Origin of the sequence: Nocardia pneumoniae NBRC 100136, from assembly GCF_000308755.1 — a bacterium.
In the GTDB taxonomy this organism is placed as follows: domain Bacteria; phylum Actinomycetota; class Actinomycetes; order Mycobacteriales; family Mycobacteriaceae; genus Nocardia; species Nocardia pneumoniae.
Genome location: NZ_BAGF01000081.1, coordinates 103,401 through 109,538, shown reverse-complemented (window position 1 = coordinate 109,538; position 6,138 = coordinate 103,401). Strand labels below are relative to the sequence as shown.

The 6,138-nt window shown below is 68.6% G+C and carries 8 protein-coding genes; 5 read left to right on the top strand and 3 right to left on the bottom strand.

What is annotated here, in order from left to right; genetic code table 11:
- Window positions 1–46: 46 nt before the first annotated feature.
- The 5 genes from ON34_RS26755 to ON34_RS26735 are packed head-to-tail and all read left to right on the top strand — an operon-like array spanning window position 47 to window position 4,311.
- Window positions 47–1,072 carry a TtfA family protein gene (locus tag ON34_RS26755; protein ID WP_051023155.1) on the top strand — a complete coding sequence of 342 codons (1,026 nt, stop codon included), beginning with the start codon at window positions 47–49 and terminating at the stop codon, window positions 1,070–1,072.
- Between the two features lie 55 nt (window positions 1,073–1,127).
- Window positions 1,128–1,937 (top strand): SDR family NAD(P)-dependent oxidoreductase, encoded by an 810-nt coding sequence (locus ON34_RS26750; RefSeq protein WP_040784519.1) that lies wholly within the window; start codon window positions 1,128–1,130, stop codon window positions 1,935–1,937.
- A gap of 2 nt (window positions 1,938–1,939) precedes the next feature.
- Entirely contained in the window at window positions 1,940–2,491 is a 552-nt protein-coding gene (pyrE, locus tag ON34_RS26745) for an orotate phosphoribosyltransferase (protein WP_040784517.1), read from the top strand.
- Window positions 2,492–2,541: 50 nt separating this feature from the next.
- Complete coding sequence (locus ON34_RS26740; RefSeq protein ID WP_040784515.1) at window positions 2,542–3,600, top strand: beta-ketoacyl-ACP synthase 3; 1,059 nt, start codon at window positions 2,542–2,544, stop codon at window positions 3,598–3,600.
- A gap of 3 nt (window positions 3,601–3,603) precedes the next feature.
- A complete protein-coding gene (locus ON34_RS26735; RefSeq protein ID WP_040784513.1) occupies window positions 3,604–4,311 on the top strand; it encodes a lysoplasmalogenase family protein in 708 nt (235 codons plus the stop codon).
- Here ON34_RS26735 and ON34_RS26730 read toward each other — a convergent pair.
- The 3 genes from ON34_RS26730 to ON34_RS26720 form a co-directional block, all read right to left on the bottom strand.
- Window positions 4,295–4,741 (bottom strand): hypothetical protein, encoded by a 447-nt coding sequence (locus tag ON34_RS26730; protein WP_040784510.1) that lies wholly within the window; start codon window positions 4,739–4,741, stop codon window positions 4,295–4,297. The two genes, ON34_RS26735 and ON34_RS26730, sit on opposite strands and share 17 nt — an antisense overlap.
- Before the next feature lie 61 nt (window positions 4,742–4,802).
- Window positions 4,803–5,381 carry a Uma2 family endonuclease gene (locus ON34_RS26725; RefSeq protein WP_040784508.1) on the bottom strand — a complete coding sequence of 193 codons (579 nt, stop codon included), beginning with the start codon at window positions 5,379–5,381 and terminating at the stop codon, window positions 4,803–4,805.
- A 73-nt stretch (window positions 5,382–5,454) separates the two neighbouring features.
- Complete coding sequence (locus ON34_RS26720; RefSeq protein WP_040784582.1) at window positions 5,455–6,108, bottom strand: LuxR C-terminal-related transcriptional regulator; 654 nt, start codon at window positions 6,106–6,108, stop codon at window positions 5,455–5,457.
- Window positions 6,109–6,138 lie beyond the last annotated feature (30 nt).

Below are 6,138 nucleotides of genomic sequence, written 5' to 3'. Positions count from 1 at the left end.
GGCAATGACGGACTATGTCCGGCCGTGCCCGTTAGGCTAGGCGGCGATGACGGCAATCTGGTTCGGACTGGCGGCGATCGCGCTCGTGGGCGCGATCGTATTGCTGTATTTCGATCGGCTCCAGCGGCAGCGGACCGGTCACGCGCGACAGGTCTGGGCGAAGTCCCAGGGCTACACCTACGTGTCCGTCGAGCCCGCGCTGCCGTCCACGTGGCGGCGTGGCGCGATGGCCAAACTGGGCTATCTGTCCGCGGTCGACGTGGTCTCCGGCATCCGTAAGGGCGAGAAGTTCGTTCTGTTCGACCTGGAGGACGCCGCGACCCTGGTCGCCGTCCGCAGGCAGATCGGCTCGGACATCGACGTGGACATGCGGCTGAAGACCGCCGCGCCGCCCAAGGACCACGATCTGGAACTGCTCGGCGCCATCGGGGGCCGGGTGGTCTTCGCGACCAACCCTGAAATCGCCAGGCACGCCGTCGATCAGCGCATGGTCGCCTTCATCGAGAACCTGCCGGACACCGTGCAGATGCTCTGGAGCGAGGGCAACTGGACACTGGGCATGCTGTCGGTCGGCACCTCCCCGAAGGACTGGGAGAGCGCGATCGACGCGGTGCTGCGCCTGTCCGGCCTGCTGCACGTGTTGCCGCCGGTCAGCGAGCCGCGCTTCGACGGAGCGGGGCACGACCCGAGCCGTCCGCGTCCACGCGAGCGTGCGCGGGACGGCGAGGACGACGGTCCGGCCAGGCCGCAACCGCCGCGGGTGCGCGGCGAGTCGGCGAGCGACGAGCGGCCGTTCGACGAGGACGTCTACGCGAACGAACGCGCGCCGCTGACCCCGGCCGACGAGTCCAGGCCGGAACCTCCGCGGCGTCCTTCGCTCGCCGTGGTGCCGGACGCGCGCGCCCGCGTCCGCGAAGACGACTGGGCGGGCGAGGACGACCTGGCGCGGGAAGAGCGCGACGCGCGGCCCGCCGCGGAAAACCGGCCCGCTGGAGGCGATCGATCGGCCGACCCGCCCGGCGGCCCGTTCCACCCAGGGTTCCGGCCGTATCAGGGACCCGTGCCGAAGTGACCGGCCGCGCGCCCAGCGCAGCCGGGCCCGCACGGCGACGACCGATCGCGCTGTCATGACCGAGTACCCGCATCCTCGTCTGCCCGGCGCCACCCGCCCTGTGGCCTTGGTCACCGGACCCACCTCGGGGATAGGTCACGGCTACGCCGGTCGGCTGGCCGCGCTCGGCTACGACTTGGTGCTGGTGGCCAGGAACGAGCAGCGTCTCGCGGCCCTCGCGACCGACCTGGAGCACCGCTTCGGCACTCGCTCGCAGGTGCTCGTCGCGGATCTGGCGCGGGGCCCCGACCGCGATCAGGTCGCGGCGCGGCTGGCCGACGGCGTCGAATTCCTGGTCAACAACGCTGGATTCGGGCACTCCGGAGAGTTCTGGACGGTGCCGCCCGAGCAGTTGCAGGCGCAGCTGGACGTCAACGTGACGTCGGTGGTCCAGCTCACCAGGGCGGCGCTGCCGTCGATGATCGCCGCGGCGAAGGGCTGCGTGGTCAACGTGGCCAGCGTGGCGGGCCTCATCCCCGGACGGGGCTCGACGTATTCGGCGTCCAAGGCCTACGTCGTATCCTTCACGGAAGGGTTGGCAGGCGGATTGGCCGGAACCGGAGTGCGAGTCCAGGCCCTGTGCCCGGGATTCGTGCACACCGAATTCCATGAGCGAGCCGGTATCGAGATGTCGTCGCTGCCGAAAGCGCTGTGGCTGAGCGTCGATCAGGTAGTCGCCGGCTCGCTGCGCGATCTGGAGAAGGATCGGGTGCTCAGCGTGCCCGGTATGCAGTACAAAGCGCTCACTACCGTCGGCGGAATGATCCCGCGAACCCTGGCGGCCCGACTGAATCGCGGGCTGTTCAACGCACGCGGAAGGACTTAGACATGATCGATCAGGCGATTACCAACGACAGGGATAGATTGGCCGCGCTGGTGCGCGAGCTCGCGGTGGTGCACGGCCGGGTCACGCTGTCCTCGGGCAAGGAGGCCGACTACTACGTCGACCTGCGCCGCGCCACCCTGCACCACGGCGCGGGCCCGCTGATCGGCAAGCTGCTGCGCGAGCTGGTCGCGGACTGGGATTTCGACGCGGTCGGCGGCCTGACCATGGGCGCCGACCCGGTCGCGCTGGCCGTGATGCACGCGCCGGGGCGTCCGATCGACGCCTTCGTGGTGCGGAAGGCCGCGAAGTCGCACGGCATGCAGCGCCAGATCGAGGGCCCGGACGTCGCGGGCAAGCGGGTTCTGGTCGTCGAGGACACCACCACCACCGGCAATTCACCGCTGACCGCGGTGCGCGCGTTACGCGCGGCAGGCGCTACCGTTGTCGGCGTCGCCACCGTCGTCGACCGGGAAACCGGCGCCGATCAGGTGATCGCCGCGGAGGGACTGGAGTACCGGTCGATCCTCGGCCTGAAGGATCTCGCCCTGGGATAACCTGGTCGATGGTCTGAGTTCGAAAAGGTGAAGGGTCGTGTGAGTCACCAGTGGTGAGCATTGCAGTCAATAGAAGTCGCGAGAACGTTGCGATGCTCGGAATCGGTGCTTATCGACCCAAACGCCTGGTCAGCAATGCCGAAGTGTGCGAGGTGCTGGATTCCACCGACGAGTGGATCTACGAGCGCACCGGCGTCCGCAACCGGCGCTGGATCAGCGGTGACGAGACGCTGCGGTCGATTGCCGCCGCGGCCGGCGAGCGCGCGATCGTCAACAGCGGCATCGATCGGTCCAAGATCGGCGCGCTGATCCTGGCCACCTCCAGCTGGCTGACGCTGACCCCGCACGGCGCGCCGCAGGTGGCCTACGACATTGGGATGAACGGCATCCCCGCCTTCGACCTGACCTCCGGCTGCGGCGGCTTCGGCTACGGCCTCGGCGTGGCCGCGGACATGATCCGCTCCGGCTCGGCCGAATATGTCCTGCTCATCGGCGCGGAGACGATGACCGTCGGGCTCGATCCCACCGACCGCGGCACCGCGATGATCTTCGGTGACGGCGCGGGCGCGGTGGTGGTCGGCCCGAGCGAGGAGAACGGCATCTCGCCGACCGTGTGGGGCAGCGACGGTGAGAACGCCGCCGCGATCATGCAGGACATCGACTTCCTCGAGTACATGCACCGGGCCCAGTCCATGCAGGGTCTCGATCCGGAGCTCGAGCCGGTCGGCCGGATGTCGCTGCGGATGGAGGGACCGCGGGTGTTCCGCTGGGCCGCGGTCACCCTGCCGCGGGCGCTGTCCACCGCGTTGGAAGTGTCCGGCGTGGCGAAGGAGGACATCGAGGTCTTCGTGCCGCATCAGGCGAATGCCCGCATCAACGAGCTGATGAAGAAGAACCTCGGCCTGGCCGACGACGTCCCGATGGCGGGCGACATCGAGAACACCGGCAATACCTCGGCCGCCTCCATCCCGCTCGCGATCGAAGAGATGCTGGTCACCGGCAAGGCCAAGGGCGGCCAGACCGCGCTGCTGCTCGGTTTCGGCGCGGGTCTGAGCTACGCGGGCCAAGTGGTCACCCTGCCGCCCGCACCGGCCGAGGCGAGCTTCTAGCCGATGCGCCCGTTTCGAGCCGGGTTCCTCGTCGCGGCGGCGGTCACCGTCTACGGTGCGGTCACCGGGCGGGAGAAGGCGCAGTGGATCGCGAAGCCGCTGCTGATGCCGCTGCTGGCGGCCGACGTGGCAACCCAGGGCGCCGAGTTGCCGCACACCGATCGCACCGTGTTGATCGGGTCGCTCGGCGCGGCGACGGTCGGCGACATCTTGCTCATCGACCCGGACGACGACCGCCGGCTGATCGCGGGCGCGTCGTCGTTCGCGGTGATGCAGGCCGGGTACTCGGCGCTGTGGTGGCGCAACGGCGGCAGGCCCACCTCCGCGGCGGTGGTGCCTCGCGTGGCCGCTTGGCTGGGTGCGATCGGGTTGCTGCGGGCGAAAGCGCCGTCGGTGGCCGCACCGCTGGCGGCTTACGGCGTCACCTTGGGCACCGCGGCCGTGCTGGCTTCCGATCCGGCGCTGGCGCCCGCCGCGAAAAACCTTGCGGGCGTGAATGTTCCCGGTGCCGACCCGCGCAGCCGCCTCGGTCTCGGCGCGCTGCTGTTCACCGTGTCCGACGGGCTCATCGTGCTGCGGAGATTGTTCGCGCGCGGCGAGCGATCCCGCCGGATGACCGAAGGTGTCATCCTCGCGACCTATGCCGCCGCGCAGTATCTGCTCGCCGATCCGAAGGCGCATGCGCGGACCCTGGTCACAACACCAGAATGATGCGGTCCCGGTTCGCCGGATCGACGCGGATCGAGAGGACCTCACCGACCGCGAAGCGGGATTTGTCGGCGGGGGTCACGTCGAAAACAATGGTCCCCCGGTAGCTTTCCGACCCCGGCACGGTCAACTCGAGATCCAGTTCGGTGAGTTCGGTGGAGTGGTCGGTGCGCTCCAGCGGATGCACGCCCTCGACGGTCGCCCACCCTTCCACGCCGTGCCGCCACAGTTTCCGGTCCGCCTTCGACGGTCGCGCCGCCAGAATCATCCCGATCCCCGCGCACGAGCCGAACAACCCGACCAACGCGACGATCTGAAAAGGCACGGTCCCCGGCGGCGTCCGATGCACCACCCACCCCAGCCACAACGCCAGCAGCACCAGATACCCGGCCGTTACCCCGAGCACCGTACGCAGTATCCGCTCGTGATCCATGCCAGCCTCCGCCCCGAGTGCCAGACTTCCAGGATAAGTCCGTCGCACCCGGTGCGGAGCACTATTGGGCCGTGCGAGGGCTGGTCAGCGCGGCTATATCGAGGGTGATCGGTGTTCCGGCGAGGTCGAGCGTCACCTGGCCGGACTGCTCCGCGACCAACTCGTAGTTCCCATCGATCAGGTGATAGGCAGCCAAGCTGATGGGCTTGTCGAGATCGACCAACCAGTAGTGCTCGATACCGGCGTCGGCGTACTCGAAGAACTTGGTCACCCGATCGGTGCGGCGGGAACCGTCGGAGAGGATCTCGACGGCGAGCACGACATCCTCGGGTTCAGCGCGGGCGAGATCGCGCTCTAGGGCCGTGTTCTGGACCACCATGACATCCGGCACGCGCACGGTAGGCGGCGACGCCGCATCAATGACCACCTCGGCCTCGGTTACCGCGCACAGCTCCCCCGGCAGCTGGGGATGGAGTTGAGCAGCCAGTTGCCAGACCGCAAACTGGTGGCGCAAGACCGGCCTCGGTGACACGACCAGAACCCCCTCGACAAGCTCGTAACTACGGCTGTTGTCCTCTGGCAGCGCGATCCAGTCCTCCAGGGTCAGCAGATGATCAGGCCAGTGCATTTCGACGGTCATCGCTTCCTCCCTCCCCGCACGGCTACCGCGTTGTGGCCAGTCTTGCACAGCAAGCCGACGAAACAGAGCCCCGTCACCCTTTGAGTCGCAATACCGCCAGCACGCGGCGGTGATGCGTATCCGACGGCGGCAAGTCGAGCTTGGTGAAGATGTTGCCGATGTGCTTCTCCACCGCCCGTTCGGTGACGTTCAGGGCGGTGGCGATGGCGTTGTTGGACAACCCCTGGGCCATCAGCTCGAGCACCTCGCGTTCACGCGGGGTCAGGCGGGCCAGCGAATCCTGCTGACGCGATGCGCCCATCAATTGGCTCACCACCTCCGGGTCGAGTGCGGTGCCGCCCGTGGCGACGCGGTGCAGCGCCTCCACGAATTCCCTGACGTCGGCGACCCGGTCTTTGAGCAGGTAGCCGACGCCACTCGCACCGCCCGCGAGAAGCTCTGTCGCGTAGCGGGTTTCGACCCATTGGGAGAACACCAGCACGCCGGTCATCGGGTACTTGCGGCGCAACTCGATGGCGGCGAGCAGCCCTTCGTCGGTGTAGCTGGGCGGCATTCGCACGTCCACCACGACGACGTCGGGATTGTGCGCGCCCACCACGTCGGCCAGCGTGCTCGCGTCGCCGACCATGGCGACCACCTCGTGACCGCGTTCGGCGAGCAGCCCGGCGAGTCCGTCGCGCAGAATGGCGCTGTCCTCGGCGATCACCACGCGCAGTCCGTCGCTCATCGCTGCGCCCCGCTGGCGCTGGGCTCCGTC